Origin of the sequence: Helicobacter sp. MIT 03-1614 (assembly GCF_000762925.2) — a bacterium.
GTDB classification, from domain to species: domain Bacteria; phylum Campylobacterota; class Campylobacteria; order Campylobacterales; family Helicobacteraceae; genus Helicobacter_C; species Helicobacter_C hepaticus.
Genome location: NZ_JRMS02000003.1, coordinates 87,765 through 110,064 on the forward strand (window position 1 = coordinate 87,765; position 22,300 = coordinate 110,064).

At 38.0% G+C, this 22,300-nt stretch carries 17 protein-coding genes; 13 read left to right on the forward strand and 4 right to left on the reverse strand.

The genetic code is table 11. The features are described from left to right. Positions 1-1,401, forward strand: a complete 1,401-nt coding sequence (locus tag LS66_RS02840) for an FAD-linked oxidase C-terminal domain-containing protein (RefSeq protein ID WP_034366149.1) — start codon at positions 1-3, stop codon at positions 1,399-1,401. A 35-nt stretch (positions 1,402-1,436) separates the two neighbouring features. On the opposite strand, the gene LS66_RS02845 is transcribed toward LS66_RS02840, so the two are convergent. After that, on the reverse strand, positions 1,437-1,640 hold the full coding sequence (locus LS66_RS02845) for a hypothetical protein (RefSeq protein ID WP_052057348.1): 204 nt from the start codon (positions 1,638-1,640) through the stop codon (positions 1,437-1,439). Between the two features lie 270 nt (positions 1,641-1,910). Beyond that, complete coding sequence (locus LS66_RS02850) at positions 1,911-3,080, reverse strand: MFS transporter (protein WP_034366146.1); 1,170 nt, start codon at positions 3,078-3,080, stop codon at positions 1,911-1,913. A gap of 153 nt (positions 3,081-3,233) precedes the next feature. Here LS66_RS02850 and LS66_RS02855 point away from each other — a divergent pair, with 153 nt between their 5' ends. The 6 genes from LS66_RS02855 to alaS all read left to right on the forward strand — a co-directional run bounded on the left by LS66_RS02855 (position 3,234) and on the right by alaS (position 10,557). Beyond that, positions 3,234-4,946, forward strand: coding sequence for an acetolactate synthase large subunit (locus tag LS66_RS02855; RefSeq protein ID WP_011115704.1), 1,713 nt, complete (start codon positions 3,234-3,236; stop codon positions 4,944-4,946). 1 nt (position 4,947) lies between these two features. Beyond that, on the forward strand, positions 4,948-5,430 hold the full coding sequence (gene ilvN / locus LS66_RS02860; protein ID WP_011115703.1) for an acetolactate synthase small subunit: 483 nt from the start codon (positions 4,948-4,950) through the stop codon (positions 5,428-5,430). 10 nt (positions 5,431-5,440) lie between these two features. Beyond that, positions 5,441-6,244, forward strand: a complete 804-nt coding sequence (locus LS66_RS02865; protein WP_371414315.1) for a pyridoxine 5'-phosphate synthase — start codon at positions 5,441-5,443, stop codon at positions 6,242-6,244. Further along, positions 6,232-7,158 (forward strand): 4-hydroxythreonine-4-phosphate dehydrogenase, encoded by a 927-nt coding sequence (gene pdxA / locus LS66_RS02870; RefSeq protein WP_034366142.1) that lies wholly within the window; start codon positions 6,232-6,234, stop codon positions 7,156-7,158. Before LS66_RS02865 ends, pdxA begins: the two co-directional genes overlap by 13 nt. Positions 7,159-7,236: 78 nt before the next feature. After that, positions 7,237-7,827 carry a phosphatase PAP2 family protein gene (locus LS66_RS02875; RefSeq protein WP_050720604.1) on the forward strand — a complete coding sequence of 197 codons (591 nt, stop codon included), beginning with the start codon at positions 7,237-7,239 and terminating at the stop codon, positions 7,825-7,827. 51 nt (positions 7,828-7,878) lie between these two features. Further along, the gene (gene alaS, locus LS66_RS02880; protein WP_034366140.1) at positions 7,879-10,557 is read left to right on the forward strand and encodes an alanine--tRNA ligase; all 2,679 of its coding nucleotides are present in this window, start codon (positions 7,879-7,881) and stop codon (positions 10,555-10,557) included. A 151-nt stretch (positions 10,558-10,708) separates the two neighbouring features. Here the strand turns inward: alaS and LS66_RS10250 are convergent, their stop codons facing one another. Continuing rightward, the gene (locus LS66_RS10250) at positions 10,709-12,658 is read right to left on the reverse strand and encodes a BspA family leucine-rich repeat surface protein (protein ID WP_161594726.1); all 1,950 of its coding nucleotides are present in this window, start codon (positions 12,656-12,658) and stop codon (positions 10,709-10,711) included. A gap of 229 nt (positions 12,659-12,887) precedes the next feature. Between LS66_RS10250 and LS66_RS02890 the strand changes: the two genes are divergently transcribed. After that, positions 12,888-13,790: an SPFH domain-containing protein gene (locus tag LS66_RS02890; protein ID WP_011115696.1), complete on the forward strand. Its 903-nt coding sequence runs from the start codon at positions 12,888-12,890 to the stop codon at positions 13,788-13,790. 24 nt (positions 13,791-13,814) lie between these two features. Continuing rightward, positions 13,815-14,249 (forward strand): NfeD family protein, encoded by a 435-nt coding sequence (locus LS66_RS02895; RefSeq protein WP_034367881.1) that lies wholly within the window; start codon positions 13,815-13,817, stop codon positions 14,247-14,249. Here LS66_RS02895 and glmS read toward each other — a convergent pair. Then, on the reverse strand, positions 14,236-16,032 hold the full coding sequence (gene glmS, locus LS66_RS02900) for a glutamine--fructose-6-phosphate transaminase (isomerizing) (protein WP_034367879.1): 1,797 nt from the start codon (positions 16,030-16,032) through the stop codon (positions 14,236-14,238). The two genes, LS66_RS02895 and glmS, sit on opposite strands and share 14 nt — an antisense overlap. A 110-nt stretch (positions 16,033-16,142) precedes the next feature. On the opposite strand from glmS, the gene LS66_RS02905 reads away from it, so the two are divergent. From LS66_RS02905 to ilvD, 4 genes are all read left to right on the forward strand, one after another. Beyond that, on the forward strand, positions 16,143-17,000 hold the full coding sequence (locus LS66_RS02905) for a phospholipase A (RefSeq protein ID WP_034367873.1): 858 nt from the start codon (positions 16,143-16,145) through the stop codon (positions 16,998-17,000). A gap of 218 nt (positions 17,001-17,218) precedes the next feature. Continuing rightward, entirely contained in the window at positions 17,219-19,495 is a 2,277-nt protein-coding gene (gene metE / locus LS66_RS02910) for a 5-methyltetrahydropteroyltriglutamate--homocysteine S-methyltransferase (protein WP_034367871.1), read from the forward strand. A 35-nt stretch (positions 19,496-19,530) separates the two neighbouring features. Next, positions 19,531-20,436: a methylenetetrahydrofolate reductase gene (locus LS66_RS02915; RefSeq protein ID WP_034367869.1), complete on the forward strand. Its 906-nt coding sequence runs from the start codon at positions 19,531-19,533 to the stop codon at positions 20,434-20,436. An 80-nt stretch (positions 20,437-20,516) separates the two neighbouring features. Then, entirely contained in the window at positions 20,517-22,220 is a 1,704-nt protein-coding gene (gene ilvD / locus LS66_RS02920; protein ID WP_034367866.1) for a dihydroxy-acid dehydratase, read from the forward strand. Positions 22,221-22,300 lie beyond the last annotated feature (80 nt).

Here is a 22,300-nt window from a genome sequence, read left to right on the forward strand (position 1 = left end):
ATGTTAAATACGTCTCATATTCAAGCCCTAAAGCGCATCGTAGGGGAAGAGAATTGTTATGATGATAAGGCGCATTTAGTAGCATATTGCTATGATGCCACACGGGAGCGTTATGAGCCTGAAGCAGTAGTTTTTCCACGTAATGAACAAGATGTAAGCTCCATTTTAGCCTATTGTAATGAGCATAAAATACCTGTTATTCCACGTGGTGCAGGAAGCGGATTTACAGGTGGAGCGTTGCCTGTAAATGGAGGGATTATTCTTGCACTAGAGCGATATTTTAATAAGATTCTAGAAATTGATGAAAAAAACCTTATCGCACGTGTGCAACCCGGTGTAGTCAATAAAATTTTTCAAGAAGCGGTGGAGGCAAAAGGTTTATTCTATCCACCAGATCCTGCAAGCCAAGAATACAGCACACTTGGTGGGAATGTCAGCGAAAATGCAGGTGGTATGCGTGCAGCAAAGTATGGCATTACGAAAGATTATGTTATGGCATTGCGTGCAGTGCTTCCAAATGGCGATATAATCCGTGCAGGAAAAAAAACAATTAAAGATGTCGCAGGATTTAATGTTGCTGGTATTTTGATAGCGAGTGAAGGCTCACTTGCTGTGATTACTGAAATTACTCTTAAACTTATTGCGAAGCCTAAATTTGTGCGTTCGGCTATGGGTGTTTTTGCCGATATAGAATCTGCAATGAATGCTGTGTATAAAACAATGGCAAGTGGCATCACTCCTGTGGCAATGGAGTTTTTAGATAATTTGAGCATTCGTGCGGTAGAGGAGCGATTTTCAAAGGGACTGCCCATAGATGCTGGAGCGATACTTATTACTCAAGTTGATGGTGATTTGGAGCAGCAACTTGATTTTCAGCTTGAGGTTTTATCAGCAAGATTCAAAGAAAATGGTTGCATTGATTTTAAGATTGCTCAAGATGACATTCAAGCCCAAGATTTGTGGTTTGCAAGACGAAATGTAAGCCAAAGTATTACAATTTATGGCAAGAAAAAGCTCAACGAAGACATTACTGTGCCTCGCTCGGCATTACCCGAGCTTTTGGCTCGTATAGGAGAGTTAAGCAAAAAATATGAATTTAAGATTCCCTGCTTTGGGCATACAGGAGATGGCAATGTGCATGTAAATGTTATGGTGCCTGACCCAAATGATAAGCAATCTCTCAAAAAAGGATATGAGTGTATTGAGGAGATTTTTAAAATTGCTATTGAACTTGAAGGGACATTAAGCGGTGAGCACGGCATAGGTTTATCAAAAGCACCTTTTATGCACTTAGCTTTTAGTGAGGCAGAGATGAATTTATTTGCTCATATCAAAAAAGCCTTTGACCCAAATAATATCCTCAATCCGGGTAAAATGGGACTTAAGATGGAGAATGTATAGAATCTGATTGATAAATTAAAGTTGATTGGGTAGATTCAAAAAAGGCTTTCCAAGCCATAATTGTGCTTCAAGGGCATTTTTTCACGCGTTTGAGTAGAAAAATCAAAACGTTTAATCGCAATTTGTTTTGCGTGGAAGAGAAATTTATCAAGTGAGCTAAGTATAACTTGATTGGTTTTTGTCGGATTGTCATCAGGCGTGGCGTGAAGAATGATAATAGGATGTGTAGAAACTATCAAGCCGATATGTGTATAGTGGTGATTGCTTAATACTTGTATGACTACACTTTCTATACCTCTGCCTTCTCGAAAAATAATATCGCCTATTTCAAGGGGAGGAAGTGTATTAAAATATGAGTTTTAAATGTATGGGTTGCGAAGCTTGATAATGTATTAAAAGGATATAAAGAATATAAAAGCTTTACAGCTACAAGAACTGCAAAGCTAAAAGTAGGATAAATGAATTTAGAGAATAACTTTCCACTCATTATCAACTTTAATAAGCTCTATTCAAGAGGATTGTATTTGCGGAGATTTATACGCAAGGAATCCAATAATATTAAGCATTATACTTAGGCATAAAAGTGCGATAAGCGAATATGTAAAGTTTTGATATAAGTCATAGAATCTGCCAATAAGCACAGGACCAAGTGAAGCAAGAAGATAGCCTATACCTTGTGCCATAGCAGAAAGTTTTGTGGCAATTTGCACATTTGCACTTTTATTTGAAATAAAAAGTAAGGCAATGCCAAATACTCCTCCTACAGGGATTCCTATAAGTATTGAAACAAGCACAATTACCCATAAATTATGTGTATAAAGCAAAAGAGAAAAGCTAAGTATATATAGCCCACAAATCGCACCTATAAATATTCCTTTTTGTTTATGTGTGAGTGAGCCAAGCATAAGCGGTGCTAAAAAAGAGGCGGGAATCACAATCATTTGGGCAAGTATCATTATATTTGAGGCAAAAGTTTGGCTATAGCCAAAAGAAATGATAAAGCTAGGATACCAAGTAAAAAAACTATAAGCAATCGTGCTTGTAAATCCCATAAAAAGCGAGATATTCCACGCACTCAAGTTTGTCCAAAGTGTGCCTTTGAGATGAATCTTAACTTTTTTGCGTGAGATTCTATGATTTTTAATTTGAGGGAGATAGCTAAGAATTGCCATTATTGCCAAAATTATCCAACAGCCCATCGCTATAGGCACAGACATAAGATGAATAAGTGGTAAAATCGCTGCAATGCCAAGTGTGGCAGAGATATTAATCACAAGGCTATAAATACCCATTATTTTGGGCACATCACGTGGAAACTTTGCTTTCACAAAGCTAGGAAGTAGAACATTTGCTACCGCAATGCCGCTTCCCATAATTGCAGTGCCGATAAAAAGCTCTATACTTCCGCCGATACAGCGAATAATTTCACCTATACCGATACATAAGAGCCCAAAAAGCATTGCCCTTGTGGGTTGAAAAATCGCTACTATAAAAGAGACAATGCCAAATGCAAAAAGCGGTAAAGAAGTGAGTAATCCTGCTTGAGCGGCACTTAAATGATAATAATCTTTAATTAAATCTACCACAGGTCCCACAGAAGTAATAGGTGCGCGGAGGTTAAGGCTGATAAGCAAAATAGGTAAAAGATTAATAAGAAAGATTTTTTTGTGCAATGTCATTTAATTTCCTTATAAAGCTTTCTTTGTGTATTGTATAAAATGAGTATAAATCTTTAAAAAATTATCTTAAGCTTATAAATTTATATTATTAAGTAATTATTAAGTAAATTTTGGTATTTATATTGTCTTTGAATTATTATGGAAGGGGCATTTATGAAGGTAATGAAAGGGGCTCAAATGCTTATTCAAGCTTTACATCTTGAAGGTGTAAAGGTTGTTTTTGGCTATCCGGGCGGTGCAGTATTGCATATTTATGATGAGATTTATAAACAAAACTATTTTTCACATATTCTTGCACGACACGAACAAGGAGCAGTGTGTGCAGCCGATGGTTATGCGCGTAGTAGCGGAGAAGTTGGTGTAGCAATTATCACTTCAGGTCCGGGATTTACAAATGCAATTACAGGCATTGCTACGGCTTATACAGATTCTATACCTCTTGTAGTCATTAGTGGGCAAGTGCCCATTACGCAAATTGGCACTGACGCATTTCAAGAAATTGATGCAGTAGGTATTTCTCGTCCTTGCACAAAGCATAATTTTTTGGTGCGTAATATTAGTGAATTGCCTAGAATCCTTAAAGAAGCTTTTTATATTGCGCGTAGTGGGAGGCAAGGACCCGTGCTTGTAGATATTCCAAAGGATATTACAGGCACTTTGGGTGAATTTGCCTACCCAGAATCTATTTCACTTCAAAGTTATAAGCCTACAATAAAAGGCAATTCGCGTCAAATTAAAAAACTTTGTGAAGCAATTATGAGTGCGCAAAAGCCTTTATTTTATATTGGCGGTGGAGCGATACTTTCAAATGCGAGTGAGATTATTCGTGAAATTGTGCATTGCACAGGGATTCCGTGTGCAGAAACACTCCTTGCACGTGGAGTGCTAAGATATGATGATGAGAATCTACTTGGAATGCTTGGAATGCACGGGAGCTATGCTGCAAATATGGCAGTAAGTGAATGTGATTTATTAGTATGTCTTGGTGCGCGCTTTGATGATAGGGTAACAGGTAAGTTAAGTGAATTTGCCAAAAATGCAAAAATTGCACATATTGATATTGATCCTAGCTCTATTGGTAAAATTATAGCTGTAGATTACCCTATTGTCGGTGATTTAAAGCATATTGTATCAGATATGATGATTGAGCTAAGTGGATATGATACACAAAAAATTATGAGATGGAGAGAGCATTTGCGTTCTTATGCACTCACACATCCTATGAGCTTTGAAGATAGTGTAGATTCTATTAAGCCTCAATGGGTGATTCAAAGACTTGGCGAACATTTAGGAGATAATGCAATCATTACTACTGATGTAGGACAGCATCAAATGTGGGCTGCGCAGTTTTATCCTTTTAGCTTTCCGCGTCAATTTTTAAGCAGTGGAGGGCTTGGCACAATGGGTTATGGATTGCCTGCAGCACTTGGGGCGAAACTTGCGTGTCCTCATAAAACCATTATTAATATTACAGGTGATGGCTCAATTTTAATGAATATTCAAGAGTTAATGACTTGTGTTGTGTATGGTATTCCTTTTGTTAATGTTATTTTAAATAATAATTATTTAGGAATGGTGCGGCAATGGCAAAGCTTTTTTTATGAACATCGTTTCTCGCATACAGATTTGAGTTTGCAACCCGATTTTATTAAACTTATAGAATCTTTTGGCGGTGTGGGCTTTAGAGTAGAGAAAAAATGTGAATTTGATGAGGCGTTTAAAAAGGCATTAGATGCTAAAAAAGTGGCATTTATTGAAGTAATGATAGATAGATACGAAGATGTTTTGCCGATGGTGCCAAGTGGTGGAGCAATCTATGAGATGATTCTCTCAAGTGGAGAAAAAGCCTTAAGAGAGGGGAAGTGATATGGAAGCAAAAAATACAGAGCTCAAAAAAAGCATTTGTATAAATGTTATCAATGAGCATAGCGTTTTAGCGAGGATTTCAGGACTTTTTTCTGCACGTGGATATAATATAGAATCTCTCACTACTGCCCCCATTCCTAATAGCAACCTCTCGCGCATTACGATTGTAACACAAGGTTCTGAAGTTGTCATTGAACAGATTATTAAGCAGCTTCATAAGCTTATCCCCGTAGTGAGCGTTATCTCAAGTGATGATTTACTTGAAAAAGAAGCAGTGTTGGTAAAGATTCCATTAAATGAGTCTTTAGCAGATATAGAGGCACTATGTAAGGCTTATAATGGCAAGATTGCAAATGCTAATGAAAAATATATTATTGTAATTGCCACTGATAAACCTTCAGCGATTAATCAATTTATTGCAGCTGTTAGAATCTTTAATCCAAAAGAGATTATAAGAAGCGGTGTAATTGCTATGGAAAGATAAGGAGAAAGAAATGTCTATACGATTAGGTGTAAATATTGACCACATTGCAACTTTGCGCGAAGCAAGAGCTATTTATGAGCCTGACCCACTTGAGGCAGTGTTTATTGCAAAAAATGCAGGTGCGCATCAAATCACATTTCATTTACGTGAAGACAGACGACATATCCACGATAGTGATGTGAAACGCATTATTCAATCAAGTCCTTTGCCTATTAACATAGAATGTGCGCTTGATGAAAAAATTATTGATTATCTTTGTGGTTTAAAACCACAACGTATTACACTTGTGCCTGAAAAGCGAGAGGAAATTACCACAGAGGGTGGTTTAGATATAGAATCTCATTATGATAGTATTCGTGATACGCTTAAAGCCTTTGAATCCTGTGGCATTGTAAGTGCGCTTTTTATTGATCCTAAAAAGGAATCTATTTTTCTTGCGCGTGAGCTTGGAGCGCAGGCAGTAGAGCTTCATACAGGCAGATACGCAAATTTAATGCTTATGGCATATAGTAATCTTTCTCGCACACATCGTGCTTTAGAAGAATTTGCATTTCCTACACAAGAAATAAATGAGGAGATTTCTCGCACACTTGATGATATTGCACAATGTGCTAAACTTGCCACTTCAACCATTGATACTCGCCCTCTTGAATGTTTTGCAGGACACGGATTAAATTATCAAAATGTAGGTGCAATAGCGCAGATTCCACAAATTAGTGAGTTGAATATTGGGCATAGTATCATTGCTCGTTCTGTATTTGTAGGCTTAGAGCGTGCGATTATCCAAATGAGAGAGGCAATGTGCCAAAAGTAGCTATTAGCGTAGGCGATGTAAATGGCATAGGGCTTGAAATTGCATTAAAGGCGCATCATCATATTGCACAATGGTGTGAGCCACTTTATTGTGTGCATAGGGAAGTTTTAGAATCTGCAAGCACACTTTTGGATTATCCTATGCCACAAGATATGCAATGTGTGGCTGATTTTGAATGCCTTGTTGATAATTTGATTAAGCCAAGTTGTATAAGTGCCTCTAGTGGAAAATACAGCTATGAGAGTTTTTTACAAGGAGTAAGCCTTGTCCAAAGTAAGCAATGTGTAGCTTTAGTAACTCTACCTATTCATAAGAAAGCTTGGCAAGAGGCAGACATAGGTTTTGTAGGGCACACTCACGCACTTTCATCAATATTTAATATGGATTCTATAATGATGCTTGGTTGTCCTTCTCTCTTTGTCGCTCTTTTTACAGATCATATTGCCCTCTCACAAGTAAGTGCGTGTGTTACACAAGAGCGAGTGAGGGATTTTTTATTGCGCTTTGCTCAAGGAGTGAATCTTAATGAGCCTTGTTGTGTATTAGGGCTTAATCCACATTGTGGAGATGAGGGTATTATGGGAGTAGAGGATATGCAGATAAATGCAGCAGTGAGTGAGGCAAATATGCAGCTTGGATATGAAATTTTCTTTGGAGCATATCCACCTGATAGTGCATTTTCGCCATCAAATAGAGAGAGATTTAGGTATTTTGTGAGTATGTATCACGATGTAGGTTTAGCTCCTTTAAAGGCATTATATTTTGAGCAAAGTATTAATGTTAGCCTTAATCTCCCAATACTTCGCACTTCAGTAGATCACGGCGTAGCGTATGATAAAGCATATAAAAAAGGAAGTAATATTAGTGTGCAAAGTTATCTCAATGCAGTAAAATATGCTATAAATAATGCTTGAAGCTAAAATGTAATTTAAGAATAGAATCTTTATAATAGTTTTGTTTTATTTATGAATATTATGACTATAAGGAAATCTATGTGGAAAAAATTTTTTTTGCAATTTGCATTGGTATATTTTATCTTTGCCCCCCCCCCCGTTTATACGCGAGAGAATCAATTTGAACAATTTGGCGATACCTTTCGGCTTTTACCTTTATATGTGATGGTTGTATCTTTGGCAATGGAAGACTATGAGGGTATGGGGCAGCTTGCGCTTGGCACTTTAAGCACACAGCTTGTTACAGAGGGTATCAAATGGGGTTTTGATACCGCTCATAAAAATGGCAATAGTGTAGCCTTTGCCAAAAGACCTTGTTGTGAGGATTGGAAAGGTATGCCAAGCGGACATTCATCAGCGGCTTTTAGCGCGGCGGGATATGTGTATTATCGCTATGGGTGGAAACCTGCTATTCCTGTGGGCATCTTAGCAGTGCTTACTGCTGCTTCAAGAGTTGAGGCAAAGAAGCATTCATTCTTGCAAGTGAGTGCTGGAGCGCTTATTGCGTGGGGATTTTCGTATGTTTTTACAAATAAATATATGCCCAAAAATACGATGATTATGCCAAGTGTTGATACAGATATGCAAGGCAATCCCTCTTTAAGTCTTAATGTGCGATATAGCTTTTAGATATGAGTTTTGGCTATAATTACCCATTAATTTATTCAACAAAGGATTTTTATGGCGCAATATGATATTAGAAAGCAATATCTTGATTTTTTTGCCTCTAAATCTCACAAGGTTTATGATTCTATGCCACTTGTGCCAGATGATGCGAGTTTGCTTTTTACAAATGCAGGTATGGTGCAGTTTAAAGATATTTTTACAGGCAAGATTCCAATTCCTACTCCGCCACGAGCTACAAGCTCACAGCTGTGTATCCGAGCAGGTGGGAAACATAATGACTTAGAAAATGTCGGCTATACTGCGCGTCATCATACACTTTTTGAAATGTTGGGTAATTTTAGTTTTGGTGATTATTTTAAAAAAGAAGCAATCGCTTATGCGTGGGAGTTTGTAACGCAAGTTTTGGGCTTTAGTAAAGATGTGCTATATGTAACAATCCACGAGAGCGATGATGAAGCTTACGAGCTGTGGTGCGAACACATTGAGCCAAGTCGCATTAAAAGAATGGGCGATAAGGATAACTTTTGGCAAATGGGTGATAGCGGACCTTGCGGACCTTGCAGTGAAATTTACATAGACCAAGGCGAGAAATATTTTCATACTGAAGAGGATTATTTTGGTGGCGAGGGAGATAGATTCTTAGAAATATGGAATCTTGTCTTTATGCAGTTTGAGCAAAAAGATGGTGTGAGAACACCTTTACCAAAGCCTAGTATTGATACAGGAATGGGGCTAGAACGCGTGATAGCACTTAAAGAGGGCAAAATAAATAATTTTGATACAAGCCTTTTTGCACCTTTAATGCAATGTCTTCAAAAACTTACAAATAAAACATATTTTGGAGATGATGAAATTTTTGATAGACTTGATTTGCAAGAAGCACAGATTGTTGAAATAAAAAATATTCAAGCTTCTTTTCGCGTGATAGCTGACCACGCACGAAGTGTAGCATTTCTCCTCGCACAAGGGGTGAATTTTGATAAAGAGGGACGCGGCTATGTTTTGCGCAGAATCTTACGCCGAGCAGTGCGACACGGCTATTTATTAGGGCTTAAAAAGCCATTTTTATATGAAGTTGTGGGTGTGGTATGTGAATGTATGGGTGAGCATTATCATTACTTACAAGAGCGTAAAGCTGCCATAATGGCACAATGCGAAGCGGAAGAGTTAAGATTCTTTGAAACCATAGAATCTGGAATGGTATTATTTAATACAGAGCTAGAGAATCTGCAAAGTGTAGCTTCTAGTAAAAAACAAGAGATATTTTTTAGTGGAGAGGTAGCATTTAAGCTTTATGATACCTATGGTTTTCCACTTGATTTAACCCAAGATATGCTGCGAGAAAGGCATATACAAGTGGATATGCAAGCTTTTGAGCAATGTATGAATGAACAGAAAAATCGCTCTAAAGCGAGTTGGAAAGGTAGCGGGGACGCTTTAAAAGAGGGTGATTTCAATGTGCTTTTAAGCAAGTTTGGAGAAAATAAATTTGTTGGCTATGAGAGCAATAAAGAAACTTGCAAGATTAAAGCCTTGCTTGATTCTCAATTTAAAATGGTGGATACTCTAAGCCCTAGCTCTCAAGGTTGGGTAATGCTTGATAAAACACCTTTTTATCCTGAATCTGGCGGTCCTGTGGGCGATAAGGGCGCATTATATTCTACAAATAAATCTTTAGAATCTGCACAAGCACAGAAGTTTGCACAAGTGCTTGATACGCAGAAATTTTTTGGGTTAAATCTCTCTCAAATCGAAGTTTTAAGTGCTTTAAAAGTAGGGCAAGAAGTCTTTGCAGAGGTAGATTCTATACGATTTGAAATCGCCAAACATCACTCGGCTACGCACTTGCTGCATTTGGCATTGCGCACGATTTTGGGCTCACATATCGCTCAAGCAGGAAGTCTTGTGCAGCCGCATCGTTTGCGCTTTGATTTCTCTCACCCAAAGGCTTTGACAAATGAGGAGATTACACACATTGAAAATCTTGTCAATGAGCAGATTTTACAATCAAATGCGCAATTATGCGAGAATATGGATATGCAACAGGCAAAAGCAAAAGGTGCAATGGCACTTTTTGGTGAAAAATATGGAGAGAGGGTGCGCGTAGTGAGCTTTGGAGATTCTATTGAGTTATGCGGTGGGATTCACGTGAATAACACTGCTGAAATCGGCAGTTTTTATATTGTAAAAGAATCTGGTGTAAGTAGTGGTGTGCGTCGCATTGAAGCAGTGTGTGGGAATGCGGCATATCATTATGGCAAGAATGCTTTGCTTGAACTAAGTAGGGCAAGAGAATCTTTAAAAGCACAAGATGTTTTGCAGGGTATTGAAAAAATAAAAATGCAGTTAAATGAGGCAAAAGAGAAAGCAAACAAAGCAAAACAAAGTGTAAAAAGCCTCGATTATGAGGAGATAAATGGTGTGAGGCTGATTGTGCTCAAACTTGATTCTGTAAGTGCAAATGAGGCAAAAGAAATTATTGATAGAAGCAAAAACGAAAATGAAAGTGTAGCTATTTTGCTTCTTAGCGAATCTAATAATAAAATAAGCATTGTAGCAGGGGTAAAAAATGCACCTCTTAAAGCAGGAGCTTGGGTAAAACAAGTCGCGCAAGAATTAGGAGGCAATGGCGGGGGCAGAGATGACTTTGCCACTGCTGGAGGTAAAGATATAGACAAAATCTCACAGGCTTTAAATCTTGCAAAAGACATTGCTACAAAGGCTTTGCAATAAGGAATATGATGCTAAGGAATGCGCTCAATTATTAGGAAAATTCTAAAGATTAGGAGTAAATGACATTGGCAGATTCTCATATCATTTGCCATAATAAAACGCGTATTTTTCCTTTGGTGGGCTAAACCCACTTTTTGCAAAGGGATTATACTTAGTTCTTATCTGCTATTTTCTTATACCATTTGGGCGGATTCTTTTCTAAAGGCGTTCCTTTAAACATATACCCCACATCACAATCACTTCTCACCTGCCATTTATCAAGGTTTTGATTAAAGTTTGAGTTATAAAACATACCACTCATATTTTTTACTTTGCTCACATTCCACGATTGAATATTCACATTAAAATGCTTTGCTCCGCTAAAGCAATCTTCCATAGTGGTAACCTTACTTGTATCCCATAGCTCTATTCCATCAAAATACTTTCTTCTGCTTCCAGCAAATAAGCTTGCAAAGTTTTTCGTGCAAGTTACATCAATATCACCCAAATAAATTTTATAATCCTTGACAAGCTTTTTAAGCTCCGCTTTTGTCTTTGGCTGATATGTTACACCTTTAGATTGTGTGCCAAGCATAAAGAGTGAATCAAATGCTTCTGCCTTATCCTCCGCATACTTTAGTTTTTTTACAGCCTGTAAGTACCAATACTCGCGCATCTGTTTGACACTTCGCCCAGCATACACAGCTCTATCGTCCCAATACTCTTGCTCCAAATCGCCAAGAAAATTCTCTAAATTAGAAATCTCATCTTCTTCTATCACAGCTCCTTTTTCAAAGAGATCTAGAACTTTTGTTTTAAGAGATTTTAATTTCTCTACTGATTGTCTATTAAGTGCGGTTAGGCTGTCATCAATTGCTTCAATCAATTCGATTCTAAGCCTATTTTTAGGTGCGAGCTCTTCATCTTTTTTCTTTTCTTCTTCTATTAATTGCTCATCAATTTGCGACAATTTTGCTCCATTTTCTTGCAAAAATTCACTTGATTCTTTGAATTGATTTTTTTGGGTGAGATAGAGCAGACTACACCCGTCCTTGTTGCATTCATTGACATCAAGCCCATTTGCTATGAGGAGTTTTAGGGTCTTTAAAAAGCTCATATCGCCATCTCTGCCATCCCACTCACGTTTTAAGGTATAAAATGCGAGTGTATCGCCTGCATTGTCCTTGATGCGTATATCTGCGCCATTATCAAGTAAGAGTTTCCACATATCTACATCGCGATAGTGTACCATTAGGGGCGTTTGACCATTGATATTTTGCGCATTCACATTTGCGCCCTTATCAATAAGACGTTTAGCTAACGCGACATTTTTCACCCTATGCAACGCGCTGTCATAGTTAATGTAGTTCAAATCTACCTTATTGATATAAGATTCTAAAAGTTTCTCTTGTTGTTTCTGTGAGCAATGAAGCAATGCTAAAAATATCCCCTCATCTTTCGCGCCATATTGTTGCAAAAGTGGTAGGAGTGTCTCATATTCGCCAAAGGTTAATGTGTAGTATATCGCACCCTTGCCGCGATTGTCGTGTCTGCAATCCTCTTGCGTGAGTGCAACCTCATTGGGATTTACGCCAGATTCCAAAAGCACCTTGATAAGATCCCTGTGGTAATTTGGCTCGTCTGGATTATTTAAACGCCAATACGCGTCCATTAGCACCGCAAAGGCAAGGAGATTAAGCATACCATAATCCTTCTCGGGCATATAGCCTGCAATTGAAAGCTCCCGATGTAAAATAAGCCCTTTTTTGACATATAAAACCACCAAATGCGGCATTTCCCTGATAATAAATTCTAAAATTTTTGCATCTTCTAAGTCTCTTGAATCTTTAATCGCATCTAATTCTAAAAGTGTGGAGATGATCGGCGCATACCGCTTCCTACGTATATCCCAACGAACATACCCAGACTCGTTTGGATAAACCATACAATACAAGGCAAAGCCAAAAACTGATTGATTTTTACCAAGTGTTATGCTGCTTAGTTTTATTTTCTCTACTTCCATTGTGTGCAAAATCTCTTTTAACTGCTCGAGATTGTGATTTTCTATTGCTTGTTCAAGCTTTTGTGTGAGTTTGTTATTATCTTTTTGCGTTTCTGCCATTAGTGTCCTTTTGTAAGTTGTTTGTGGATTTTTGTGTCCGCGCATTATATCGTTTTTTTTTTTTTTGTAAATGCAAGATTGTATATTCAATCATAATAAATTGTATTAACTCAAAGTGTTAAATTCACCCTATTATTGTGTATTCTCTCCCTTGAAACTTATAAATACCCATAAACTTTGTGATAAATAATGTTATAATTTTGCATTTCGTAGAGTTAAAGGAGGCTTTATGCTTGGTTTTGCATTGGTTGTATTAGTTTTATGTGTAGCGGTGTTATTTGTAGGGATAAAAATTATTCCACAAACAGATATTGCGATTGTGGAGCGATTAGGGAGATTCCATAGAGTGCTTGATGGAGGCTTTCATTTTATTATTCCTGTGATTGATAGAGTGAGTGCAGTAGTGAGTGCAAGGGAGCAAATCATAGATATTGGGCGACAGCAAGTGATTACCAAAGATAATGTGAATATCAATATTGATGGAATCGTGTTTTTAAAGGTATTTGATGCAAAATCTGCCGTATATAGCGTAAATGATTATAAAAATGCGATTGCAAATCTTGCCACCACAACACTTAGGGGTGAAATAGGGCGCATTAATCTTGATGATTCTCTCTCATCTCGTGATAGATTAAATGCTGCTTTGCAGGTTGCATTAGGCGATGCAGCGAATAATTGGGGTGTGAAAATTATGCGTGTTGAGATTAGTGAAATATCTGTGCCAAGAGATATTGAGGCGGCTATGAATCTACAAATGAAAGCAGAGAGGGAAAAAAGAGCCATTGAGCTTAAAGCTCAAGCAGAAAAAGAAGCGCTTATTCGCAATGCTGAAGCCTTAAAACAAGAAAAAGTGCTTCAAGCTGAAGCGATTGAGAGAATGGCAGATGCGAAAAAATATGAGCAAATTGCATTGGCACAAGGACAAAGCGATGCGATGGAACTTATTGCCGCTCAAATGGCAAAAAATGCACAAGCTGCGGAGTTTTTGCTTACAAAAGAGCGTATAAGTGCTTTTAATGAGCTTTCAAAGAATCCCAGCAAAGATAAAGTCATTATTCCCTATGAGACAAGTGAATTTATCGGTGGTTTAAGTGTGATTGGGGACTTTTTAGGTGCAAAAACTGCTAAATAGGCTCACACACATAAGGAGAAAATAATGTCAGCTTTAATATTGCTAGGTGTAGGTATTGCTGTGATAATAGCTGAAATATTTTTTGGCTCGTTTTTTCTTTTATTTGTGGGCATAGGATTTTGTATAACATCAGCTATTGAATTTTTTATTGGTTTTCATCACTTTGGAAATGCTTTTGTGTGGCAGGCTGTGAGTATTTGTCTTTTTTCGCTCCTCTCACTTGTAGCACTAAGAAAACCCATAAAATCGTGGTTTAGCCACTCACAAGTATATGAAGATAGCTTACTAGAGGGTGGCATAGGCGAAATACAACAAGGAATGGTGTATTTTAAAGGCACTTTGTGGGCGTATGAGCAAGAGAGCAAAGAGAATAGCCAGCAGCCTTCTTATAACTTGCAAGAGGGAGATAAGGTTAAAGTGCTAGAGATTAAGGATAATAAGGCAATTATTCAACCGTAACACTTTTGGCGAGATTACGTGGCATATCTACATCATTTCCTAATCTGATTGCTACTTCAAGTGCAAAAAGTTGAAGCACTACCATCATCGCAAAAAACTCCTCCATATAGCTTTGGCAAGGTGAGATAAGAATCATATCATCAACGCCTTTAATGGGTTGCGCACTTACTGCACAAATAGTTGCATCACGCGCACTTAGCTCTTCTACATTGCTTTTAATTTTATCAAAAAGTAAATGTGTAGGCATAAGAGCAAGGGTAAAAAGCTCAGAATCTGCTAGTGCAATAGGTCCGTGCTTCATTTCTCCGCTTGGGTAGCCTTCAGCGTGAAGATAGCTAATCTCTTTGAGCTTAAGCGCACCCTCAAGTGCGAGAGGATAAAACACATCTCGCCCGATAAAGAAAAATCCGTGTCCGTGTAAATATCGCTTTGATAGACGTTTAATGTGTTCGTGCATATCGGATTCTATATAAGTTTTTTTTGCCGAAGCTACCATTTGTGCGATATGAGTTTCTAGCTCTTTTTGTGCGATATGTCCGCGTATTTTGCCTATATACACGCTTAGAATCCACAGCAACATCATTTGCGTTGCAAATGCTTTTGTGCTTGCCACGCCTTTTTCAATTCCTGCACGAGTGAGGAGCGAGACATCGGCTTCACGCACAATAGAGCTATTATCCACATTGCAAATAGCGAGGCTTTTTAAGCCATTTTTTTTGGCAAGCTTGAGGGCTTCAAGTGTATCGGCAGTTTCACCACTTTGGGAGATGACAATAAAAAGCTCATTTTTATTCATCACAGGTTGAGAATAGCGAAATTCGCTTGCAATGAGCACATTTGTTTTTATTTTTGCCAAACGTTCAAAGAGGTATTTTGCGCTTAATCCCGCGTGATAGCTTGTCCCACACGCACAAATGCTAATACTTTGTATATCATTAAAAAAGTGAGATTCTATTTCATTGAGGATAATATCTCCCTCACTCACGCGTCCCATCATAGTTTCAAGGAGAACTTTGTGTTGCTCATAGATTTCTTTCTCCATAAAGTAGCGATACCCTTCTTTTTGTGCGTAGCCTTTGGTGCTATTTAGTTTTTTTGCACCTTTGAGCGTGTCAAATGCGCCAAGTTTCATCACGCCTATATCGCCATCTTGCAAATATACTACACTCTCTACAAGTCCTATGAGTGGCGCATCAGAGCTTGCAAAATAAATTTCATCTTGCTTTGTCGCGCTTTTGCCAATGATAAGCGGTGAGCCATTTTTGGCATAAAAGATACAATCGGGTGCTTTTTTGGTAATAAGCAAAATGGCAAAAGCACCTTTGAGCTCGGCAATAGTCGCTTTAAAGGCTTGGAGAGAATCTGTAAAAGTTTGTGTATATTCCTCAAATAAATGCACAATCACTTCGGTATCAGTTTGCGAGAGAAAAGTATGTCCTTTTTGTTCCAAAGCGTGTTTAATTTCTTGATAATTTTCAATAATGCCATTATGCACAACATTGCTAAAAGCAGCGATATGAGGGTGGGCATTTGCTTCGGTAGGTTTGCCGTGCGTAGCCCAACGCGTATGCCCGATACTCACGCCAAAATCTGTGGAGCTAAAATTTTTGCATTTAGATTCTAAATTGCTTAATTTTCCAACAGAGCGAAAAGTTTGCAATTCATTTTCGCTTAATACCGCAATTCCTGCACTATCGTAACCACGATATTCTAGCTCCTTTAAGCCATTTAAAAGAATCTCTTTTTTTTCATCTCGACCAATATAGCCTACAATACCGCACATTGCCTCTCCTTTTAGAATTAATGTAATTTTTGGGTATTTTACTATAAAATTATTCACGCTTTATCACACGATTTAGAGAATCTATCCATATTTAGAGGAGAGAAATAATTATGAATAAATGGTGTATGCTATATTTATCTGTGGGATTAAGCAGTGCATTTGCAGATTCATTGCCCAATAATCTTATAACTCACTCACAAGAAAAAGAAAATAAAAAACCTTATCTTTTGCTCTACCCACACAATGCAGTATATATTTTGCCTTTTTATCATAGCTTGAGTGAGCCTACTCCTAGCCAAAGTGCATACAAAAATAAAGATACAGAAATCAAATTTCAATTTAGTTTTAAACTTGCTGTGTTTAATGAGCTTTTCTCGCCCTATGGATATTTTTACTTTGCTTATACACAAACAGCGTGGTTTCAAAGTTATAATCAAGCAGATTCTCGTCCTTTTAGAGATGTGGATTATCAACCTGAATTATTTTATAGCTATGAGCGTCCTATAAGCTTTTTGGGCGGTTCTTTTAAGAATATTTCTCTTGGATACAATCATATTTCAAATGGTGAGAGAGCATTGCGCTCACGCACACAGAATCGTATTTTGCTTAATATGCGATGGGAGTATGACATAGCACCACAAAGTGTATTTGGTATTAAGCTAGGTACGTGGGTGTATATAGGCAAACATCTTGATGGTTTTATGGCAGATAATCCTGATTTAGCCCTTTATCGTGGGTATAATGATATAGGATTGTATTACAAGAGTAATCGTAATTTGCTTGAATTATATATGCGTCCACCTATTGCGCGGAGGTATTATCCTTATTTTGAGTTGGGCTATACACTGCGTGTGAGTGATAATATAGGGATTTATGTTCAATATATAAATGGATATGGGGATAATATGTTTGAGTATAAAATGCGCAGCGAACGCATAGGTGTAGGGTTTCGCTTGTGGGATAAGTGATAGGTAAAATATAGAATTTCATTCATTTTTCAACAAAAAAATAAAATTACATATTGTATTTGTTACTTTTTGTATCTTTTGTAAAATGCTTATATCAAGGGCTTTGGAGCAGTTTTGGCACATTAGATTCTCTAAAAATCTCAACAAAAAAATAAAATTACATATTGTATTTATAAATTTTATGCGAAAATATGGAAATTTATTTCAAAGGAGATATTATGAGCAGCATTTTAGGGTTTCCACGTATTGGGAAAAATAGAGAGTTAAAAAAAGCACTAGAGAGCTTTTGGAGTGGAAAGTGTAGTAGTCAAGAATTAGAATCTGTAGCAAAAAGTTTAAGAGCAAAGCATTGGGAAATACAAAAAGGACTTGATTATGTATGTGTCAATGATTTTAGTCTCTATGATAATGTATTAGATTTAGCTTATGCACTCAATGCCAAACCATATAGATTTAAGGATTTGGAGGGATTAGAGGGCTATTTTGCAATGGCGAGAGGACATCAAAAGGGTGTGGCTTGTGAGATGACAAAATGGTTTAATACTAACTATCATTATGTAGTGCCAGAATTAAGCGATGATGATGATTACAAAGCAAATATAGAAAATATTAAAGCACAATATAATGAGGCTTTAGCCTTAGGTTATCAGCCCAAAATTTCACTTATTGGACTCTTTACTTTTTTTGGTTTGAGTAAGATTGTTAAAGGTGATACAGCGGCGATATTTAATAAGTTAAAAAACGCATATATGGATTTAATAGATGAGATTTCAGCGCTTGGCAGTGATGTAGTGGTAGAATTTAGTGAGCCTATTTTTGCACTTGGATTTAAGGATAATAAAGAGCTTTTTGAATCTTTGCATTGCGTTTATGATAGGTCTGCGCTAGAGTGTGTTTATAATGAAATAAGCAAAAAAGGTATCAAAGCCATTGTAAGCACATTTTTTGAGCATAGCAATGAGCTAAGTGAGATTTTACTCCAAACAGATATTTATGGCATTGGATTAGATTTTATTTATGGAGAAAAAAATAAGCAATCTTTAGAACTTATTGGTAAAAGCAATAAGGTGCTCTACGCTGGGGTGATAGATGGACGCAATATTTGGGTGGCAGATATAGAATCCAAACTTGCTCTTTTAGAGCATATAGCGACATTTATCCCCAAAGATCGCATCGTGGTAAGCAGCTCTTGCTCACTTTTGCACGTGCCTTTTAGTAAAGAGGGTGAAGAAAAAATAGATTCTCAAATTCTCTCTTGGTTTAGTTTTGCGCAGGAAAAAATTAAAGAAATCAGTGTGTTGGAGAGCGTATTTAAAGGGCGTGTGGATAATCAAATTCAAGGTTTTTTACAAGAAAATAAAAATATAAATGCTACGCGTAAAAATTCAGATAAAACAAATAACAAGGCTGTGAGAGAGCGTGTCCAAAATCACACACAAAATCAAAGAAGTGTGCCATTTGCGCAGCGCATTAAGCTTCAAAAAGAGCAGTTTAATTTTCCTATCCTACCTACAACTACAATTGGTTCTTTTCCCCAAACGCCTGAACTTAGAGCATTGCGTCTTAATTACAAAAAAGGCGAGATAAATAAGGCGCAATATGAAGAGGGTATAAAAACTTATATTAGAGATTGTGTGAAGTTCCAAGAAGAAATTGGCATTGATGTGCTTGTGCACGGAGAGCCGGAGCGAAATGATATGGTGGAGTATTTTGGCGAGCAATTAGAAGGATTTGTGTTTAGTCAAAATGCGTGGGTGCAAAGCTATGGCAGTCGCTGTGTAAAACCACCGATTATTTTTGGTGATGTGGCTCGTCCAAAGCCTATGACATTAGAGTGGAGTAAATTTGCGCAAAGCCTTACACAAAAGGTGATGAAAGGAATGCTCACAGGTCCTGTTACAATTTTAAATTGGAGTTTTGTGCGAGATGACTTAGAGAGAAGTGCGGTGTGTAGGCAAATATCTCTAGCTATTGCTGATGAAATTGATGATTTGCAAAAGGGTGGAATTAAAATCATTCAAGTTGATGAAGCTGCTTTCAAAGAGGGGTATCCATTGCGTAGCGAAAATATCAAAGCGTATGAGACTTGGGCATTAGAGTGCTTTAAGATTTCTACCGCAGTAGCACTTCCTCAAACCCAGATTCATACCCATATGTGTTATAGTGAGTTTAATGATATTATTAAAACCATTGAAGCCCTTGATGCTGATGTGATAAGCATTGAAACAGCAAGAAGTGGCAATGAGCTATTAAAAGTCTTTAAACAAGTGGGTTATACACACGAAGTAGGACCGGGTGTATATGATATACATAGTCCTAGAATCCCAAGTGTGGAGGAACTTAATGTGCAAATTAAGGCTTTGCTTGAAGTATTGCCCAAAGAGCAGCTATGGATTAATCCAGATTGTGGGCTTAAAACGCGCAAATGGGAAGAAGTAAAGCCAAGTTTGAAAAACATTGTAGAAGCTGTTAAGAGTGTGCGAGCAGCTTTATAAGTGTGAAATAGATTCTATGATAATGGTAAATAGATATGTATGACATAGAATCCCTCATAGAGCAAATTCACTCTACAGAGCCTTTTTTGAGTGTAGAGATTGCTCCAAGTATAAGTGGTAGGCTTGATGAGAATTTACTAGAAGATTTAAAAACACTTAAACTTGCTCACGCTTTTGTTTGCACAGATTCGCCTTTAGCTCGTTTTAAACCTTCATCAATCTTAAGTTCTCTTAAGTTTCAAAATGCACTCCAAAAGCCTGTTATTTGCACAATTTCAATGAGAGATAGGAACTCTATCGCTTTATGTGGCGATATTTTAAGTGTTAATGAGTTAGGATTGCGCACTTTTTTGACACTCACAGGCGATAGCATTAAAAATGGAGATTGCCTACAATCAAAGGGTGTGTTTGAGGATAATTCTCTTAAACTCGGACATATCATTGATGAGTTAAATTGTGGTAGAGCACTCAATGGCAAGTCTCTTAAAGAAAACATTAAAAGAATCTATAATTTTCAAGTGATAAATGCGTATGCGAATAATCCTTTATCGCTAAAAAATAAAATGCGTAAAAAATTAAGCAGTTGCGAGATTTACGCTCTTTTTACACAGCCTGTTTATTCTCTTAATGCAGCGGAATTTTTACTCCAAAGCCTTGAAGAGATTAAGAGTGAATGCAATATCAAAAGCGCACTTGTACTTGGATTTTTTCCTGTTTTAAGCTACAAAACGGCACTTTTTTTGCGCGATAAGCTTCCGGGTGTATATATACCAAATGAATGGGTGCAAAAACTAGAAAAAGCTCATAATAAAGGCAAAGATGAGGAAAATAAGGTAGGGCTAGAGATTTCTCATTCTTTGTTTATGGAACTTAAAAGTGTGCATAATAAATTTCACTTTATGAGTGCAAATAAGCCAAGCTTGGTAAAGGAATTTGCATAAAGCTTTGATTCCTTATTGATTTATAATATTTTCAAAGATTTCACTTATAATGGCATTTTAGAAAACTCTAAAGGAGATTTATGCGAAGCGACATTGTGAAAAAGGGCTATCAAAGAGCCCCTCATAGAAGTTTATTGCGTGCCACAGGGCTAAAAGATGAAGATTTTAATAAACCCTTTATCGGCATTGCAAATAGTTATATTGACATTATTCCCGGGCATTTTTTCTTAAACCGCTATGCGCAGATTATCAAAGAGGAGATTCGCGCTGCTGGGGGCGTGCCTTTTGAATTTAATACCATTGGCGTAGATGATGGCATCGCAATGGGGCATAGCGGTATGCTCTACTCTTTGCCTAGTCGTGAGCTGATTGCAGATTCTATTGAAACAATGATGAACGCGCACTCGCTAGATGCGATGATTTGTATCCCAAATTGCGATAAAATCGTGCCCGGAATGCTTATGGGTGCGTTGCGCGTGAATGTGCCAACTATCTTTGTGAGTGGTGGTCCAATGAAAGCCGGGAAGCTAGAGGACGGCACAATTTTGGATTTAAATTCTGCTTTTGAGGCTGTGGGAGCGTTCGCAGAGGGCAAGATTGATGAAAAAAGGCTACACGAGATAGAATGCAATGCGTGTCCGGGCGGTGGGAGCTGTAGTGGAATGTTTACTGCAAACTCTATGAATACGCTTTGTGAGGCGATGGGGGTTGCGCTGCCGGGAAATGGCACGATTTTAGCCTTAAGCAAGGAACGTGAGGAGCTTTTACGCAAAGCGGCGCGTAGAATTGTAGAAATTGCCCTAGATGAGCGTAAAACCGAGCAGTTTAGATTCCGCAATATCCTCAATAAAAAGGCTGTGCATAATGCCTTTGTCGTGGATATGGCAATGGGTGGTAGCACAAACACAATCTTGCATATGTTAGCTATTGCTAAAGAAGCGGAGGTGGATTTCAACTTAGATTCTATCAATGCCATTGCCTCTCAAGTAGCGCATATCGCTAAAATTGCTCCGGCATTAAGCACAATCCATATGGAAGACATCAATCGCGCGGGGGGCGTGTCGGCAGTAATGAATGAAGTTGCAAAAAGAAATGCAATGCAAGATTCTATTCTCTATTTAGATGCACTCACAATTACAGGCGAGACTTTGGGAGAACGCATTGCAGGCGCGGAAATTGCAGATTCTAATATCATTCGCCACAATGAAAACGCGTATTCGCCTGTGGGAGGCTTGAAAATCCTCTATGGCAACCTCGCGCGTGAAGGTGCGGTGCTAAAAGTCGCCGCTGTGGCGGAATCTATGAAAGAGTTTGAAGGAAGTGCAGTGTGCTTTAATTCGCAAGAGGAAGCGATTAAAGGCATTGCGGGAGGCAAGGTAAAGGCGGGAAATGTCGTAGTAGTCCGCTATGAGGGACCCAAAGGGGGACCGGGAATGCAAGAAATGCTCACCCCCACAAGTCTTATTATGGGAATGGGACTTGGAGAATCGGTTGCGCTGATTACGGACGGACGCTTTAGCGGGGCAACGCGTGGCGGCTGTATCGGACATATTAGCCCCGAAGCAGCAGAGGGAGGACTAATCGCGCTCATTGAGGACGGAGACAAAATCGCAATTTCAGTTTCAAAAGGCACATTGGAATTGCTTGTGGATTCTAAGATTATAGAATCTCGCCGCACGCAATGGAAGCCTATAAAAAAAGAGATAAAAAGCAAATGGCTTAAAAGATACTCTTTGCTTGTGAGCAACGCCGCAAATGGCGCGGTTTTAAAGACGGAGATATGAGAGTGAGAATGCGGTTTTCAAACTCTTGTTACTTTGCTTGTATCAAGGAAGCATTGCCAAAGTCTCATTATCCACCGCTT

Excerpts from the sequence above, each read along its gene's own strand:
- LS66_RS02855 (WP_011115704.1), top strand. The coding sequence starts at position 3,234 with ATGAAGGTAATGAAAGGGGCTCAAATGCTTATTCAAGCTTTACATCTT.
- LS66_RS02840 (WP_034366149.1), top strand. The coding sequence starts at position 1 with ATGTTAAATACGTCTCATATTCAAGCCCTAAAGCGCATCGTAGGGGAA.
- ilvD (WP_034367866.1), top strand. The coding sequence starts at position 20,517 with ATGCGAAGCGACATTGTGAAAAAGGGCTATCAAAGAGCCCCTCATAGA.
- LS66_RS02905 (WP_034367873.1), top strand. The coding sequence starts at position 16,143 with ATGAATAAATGGTGTATGCTATATTTATCTGTGGGATTAAGCAGTGCA.
- LS66_RS02850 (WP_034366146.1), bottom strand. The coding sequence starts at position 3,080 with ATGACATTGCACAAAAAAATCTTTCTTATTAATCTTTTACCTATTTTG.
- LS66_RS10250 (WP_161594726.1), bottom strand. The coding sequence starts at position 12,658 with ATGGCAGAAACGCAAAAAGATAATAACAAACTCACACAAAAGCTTGAA.
- LS66_RS02915 (WP_034367869.1), top strand. The coding sequence starts at position 19,531 with ATGTATGACATAGAATCCCTCATAGAGCAAATTCACTCTACAGAGCCT.
- ilvN (WP_011115703.1), top strand. The coding sequence starts at position 4,948 with ATGGAAGCAAAAAATACAGAGCTCAAAAAAAGCATTTGTATAAATGTT.
- glmS (WP_034367879.1), bottom strand. The coding sequence starts at position 16,032 with ATGTGCGGTATTGTAGGCTATATTGGTCGAGATGAAAAAAAAGAGATT.
- LS66_RS02865 (WP_371414315.1), top strand. The coding sequence starts at position 5,441 with ATGTCTATACGATTAGGTGTAAATATTGACCACATTGCAACTTTGCGC.
- alaS (WP_034366140.1), top strand. The coding sequence starts at position 7,879 with ATGGCGCAATATGATATTAGAAAGCAATATCTTGATTTTTTTGCCTCT.
- LS66_RS02875 (WP_050720604.1), top strand. The coding sequence starts at position 7,237 with ATGTGGAAAAAATTTTTTTTGCAATTTGCATTGGTATATTTTATCTTT.
- LS66_RS02890 (WP_011115696.1), top strand. The coding sequence starts at position 12,888 with ATGCTTGGTTTTGCATTGGTTGTATTAGTTTTATGTGTAGCGGTGTTA.
- LS66_RS02895 (WP_034367881.1), top strand. The coding sequence starts at position 13,815 with ATGTCAGCTTTAATATTGCTAGGTGTAGGTATTGCTGTGATAATAGCT.
- metE (WP_034367871.1), top strand. The coding sequence starts at position 17,219 with ATGAGCAGCATTTTAGGGTTTCCACGTATTGGGAAAAATAGAGAGTTA.